Genomic DNA, 3,230 nt, shown 5'->3' on the forward strand with positions numbered 1-3,230 from the left:
CCTCAGTACCGCCCCCCTCCGTACCGGCCTCCGCCCCCTCCTCGCGCGGCCTCAGCGGCGGGGCCGTCGGCACCGGCGATCTGGTCTTCTTCGTCATGGCGGCCGCCGCCCCGCTGACGGTCATGGCGGGCGTGGCCCCGCTGGCCATCGGCATGGCGGGCCGGGCGGCGCCGCTCGGCTATCTGCTCTCGGGGCTGCTCCTGATCGTCTTCGCCGCCGGGTTCACGGCCATGAGCCGGTACGTGCGCAACGCCGGTGCCTTCTACGCGTACATAGGCAGGGGGCTCGGCCGTCCCGCCGGAGCCGGCTCCGCGTACGTCGCGCTCTTCTCGTACAACGCGATCGAGGTGGGACTGCTCGCCGCCTTCGGATGGTTCACGGAGGCGGGCTTCGATGATCTCACCGGGGCCCATGTGCCCTGGTGGGTCTGGGCGACGGGCGGACTGGTCGCCATCGGCGCGCTCGGCTACCTCAGGGTCACCCTCAGCGCCAAGGTCCTCGGCGTCGCCCTGGTCCTCGAAGTGCTGGTGCTGCTCGTCTTCGAAGCAGGCGTCCTCGCGCACGGCGGCGGCCCGCAGGGCGTCGACCTGGGGGCGCTGTCACCCGGCCATCTCGGTGCGTCCGGGGTGGGCGGCATGATCGTCCTCGCCATCGGCGCCTTCGTCGGCTTCGAGGCGACCGCGATCTACGCGGAGGAGGCGCGGCGACCGGAGAGGACCGTGCCGCGCGCCACCTACATCGCCGTGGCGTTCCTCGTGCTCTTCTACACCTTCACCGTCTGGATGATCATCAACGCGTACGGCTCCGACCGCGCCCAGGCGGTCGCGGAGGGAGAGGGCGGCGCCGACATGGTCTTCACCGCCACCGAGCGGTTCAGCGGGGCCTGGGCCGCCGACGCCATGCACGTACTGATCATCACCAGCGCCTTCGCGGCCACGCTCGCCTTCCACAACGGCGCCGCCCGCTACTTCTACGCGCTCGGCAGGGAAGGCCTGCTCCCGGCCCGCCTCGGCACGGTCTCCGCGAAGACCCGGGCACCGGCCGCGGCCGTGCTCACGCAGTCGGCCATCGCGCTCGCGGTGATCGCCGTGACGGTGATCAGCGGGGTCGATCCGTACACCGTCACGTTCCTGTGGACCAACGGCTCCGGCATCCTCGGCGTGATGCTGATGCAGGCGCTCGCCGCCCTCGCCGTGTACGGGTTCTTCCGCCGCGACCGGCGCGCGCTGCCGGCCTGGCGGGTGGTCGCCGCCCCACTGCTCGCCTGCGCGGGCCTCGCCGTCATGATCGTCCTGGTCTGCGCCCACCTCGATCTGCTCACCGGCGCCTCCACCGGTGTGAACGCGGCCCTGATCCTCCCGCTGCCGGTGCTGTTCGCCGTCGGTGCCGTGCTGGCGCTGCGCGTCAAGGCGCGCGATCCGGTGGCGTACGAGCGGCTGACGACGGTGGACGCCGAAAGCGTCTGAGGGGTGGCGGAGGGTGGCGGAGGCCCTGAGCAGGCGAGTAGGCGTAGGCGATTGAGCCAGCAAGGAGAAAGCGACAGCATGACCACCCTGGTCTTCCTCGGCACCACCCGCACCGGGAGCCACCCCCACCACGACACCACGGCGCTCGCCGTGCGCGAAGGCCGCGTCCTCGCGCTCGGCGACGAGGCCCGCGCCCTCGCCGCCACCGCCGACGAGGTCGTCGACATCGGGGACGGGCTGCTGATGGCCGCCTTCGGCGACGGCCACGCCCACCCGCTCTTCGGCGGCCTGGAGAGCTTCGGGCCGCAGATCAAGGAGCTTGCCTCCGTCGACGCGATCGTCTCCGAAGTCGGGCGATGGGCCGGGGAGCACCCGGAGGCCGAGTGGATCGTCGGCGCCTCCTACGACCCCGCGCTCGCGCCCGACGGGGAGTTCGACGCGCACTGGCTGGACGCGGCGGTACCCGACCGGCCCGTCGTGCTGCGCGCCCACGACTACCACACCGTGTGGTGCAACACCGAGGCGCTGCGCAGGGCCGGGGTGAGCGAGCGGACTCCGGAGCCGCGCCTCGGCTGGATCGTGCGCCGCCCCGACGGCACACCGCTCGGCACCTTGCGCGAGTGGCACGCCTGCGACCTCGTGCTCGACCAGGTCCCCTCGCGCGCCACGGACGACCTCGTCGAGGCGGTGCGCCGCGCCGGGCACGCGTACGCGCGCGCGGGCATCACCTGGGTCCAGGACGCCTGGGTCGAACCGGAGATGGCCGACGCCTATCTCGCCGCCGCCCGGCGCGACGCCCTGGCCTTCCGGGTCGACCTGGCCCAGCGCGCGGACCCCGACCGGTGGCGCGCGCAGCTCGGGCCGTTCGCCGGGACACGCGCGCGGGTGACCGCGGAGGGCGGCGAGCTGCTGAGCGCGCGGACGGTGAAGTTCTTCAGCGACGGCGTCATCGAGGGCGGCACGGCCGCCATGCTCGCCCCCTACCTGGACGCGCCGCACAGCTGCGGCATGCCCGTGTGGGAGCCTCGCGCGCTCGCCGAGGCCGTACGGGCCTTCGACGCCGCGGGCTTCCGGACGCACATCCACGCGATCGGCGACGCGGGCGTACGCGCCTCGCTCGACGCGATCGAGACGGCGATCCGCGCCAATCCCGCCTGGGACCGGCGCCCGGTGATCACCCACGTCCAGCTGGTCGACCCCGCCGACCTGCCCCGCTTCGCCGCACTCGGCGTCATCGCCAACTTCGAACCCCTCTGGGCGCAACCCGACCCGCTCCAGACCGAGCTGTCCATCCCGCGGATCGGCGCGCACCGCGCGGCCCTGCAGTACCCCATGGGCGAGCTGGCGCGGGACGGCGTGCGGCTCTCCTTCGGCAGCGACTGGCCCGTCAGCTCGCACATCCCCCTGGAAGGCATCCAAGTGGCCGTCACCAGGCGTACGTTCACGGGGGAGCCGGCAGAAGGCTGGCTCCCCCACCAGCGGCTCACCGTCGAGGAGGCGCTGACGGCGGCCACCGCCGGAGTCGCCCACCAGGCGGGCGCCGACGACCGGCTTCACCTCGCGCCTGGCGCCCCCGCCGACCTGGTCCTGCTCTCCGCCGACCCGCGCACCGTCGACCCGATGGCCATCCGCCACGCGCGCGTGCGGGGCACCTGGCTCGGAGGCCGCCCCACGTACCGGGCGACCTCCTGACATACCGGGCGGCCTTCTGAATGCGTGTTATATCCGCTATGTCCGCCGCTGAGCGGCGAAGCTTTCCCACCC

At 73.4% G+C, this 3,230-nt stretch carries 2 protein-coding genes; both read left to right on the forward strand.

Annotation, left to right across the window (positions count from 1 at the left end; all coding sequences use genetic code 11):
* A partial coding sequence (locus tag GKQ77_RS30565; RefSeq protein WP_219692368.1) for an APC family permease occupies positions 1–1,466 on the forward strand: 1,466 nt, incomplete at its 5' end.
* A gap of 78 nt (positions 1,467–1,544) precedes the next feature.
* Positions 1,545–3,158, forward strand: a complete 1,614-nt coding sequence (locus tag GKQ77_RS30570; RefSeq protein ID WP_219692369.1) for an amidohydrolase — start codon at positions 1,545–1,547, stop codon at positions 3,156–3,158.
* The last annotated feature ends 72 nt before the right edge of the window (positions 3,159–3,230 follow it).

This window comes from Streptomyces anatolicus (genome assembly GCF_019400875.1).
Taxonomy (GTDB): domain Bacteria; phylum Actinomycetota; class Actinomycetes; order Streptomycetales; family Streptomycetaceae; genus Streptomyces; species Streptomyces anatolicus.

Bases quoted from the DNA above. Each gene is read 5' to 3' on its own strand.
- GKQ77_RS30570 (WP_219692369.1), top strand. From the start codon at position 1,545: ATGACCACCCTGGTCTTCCTCGGCACCACCCGCACCGGGAGCCACCCC.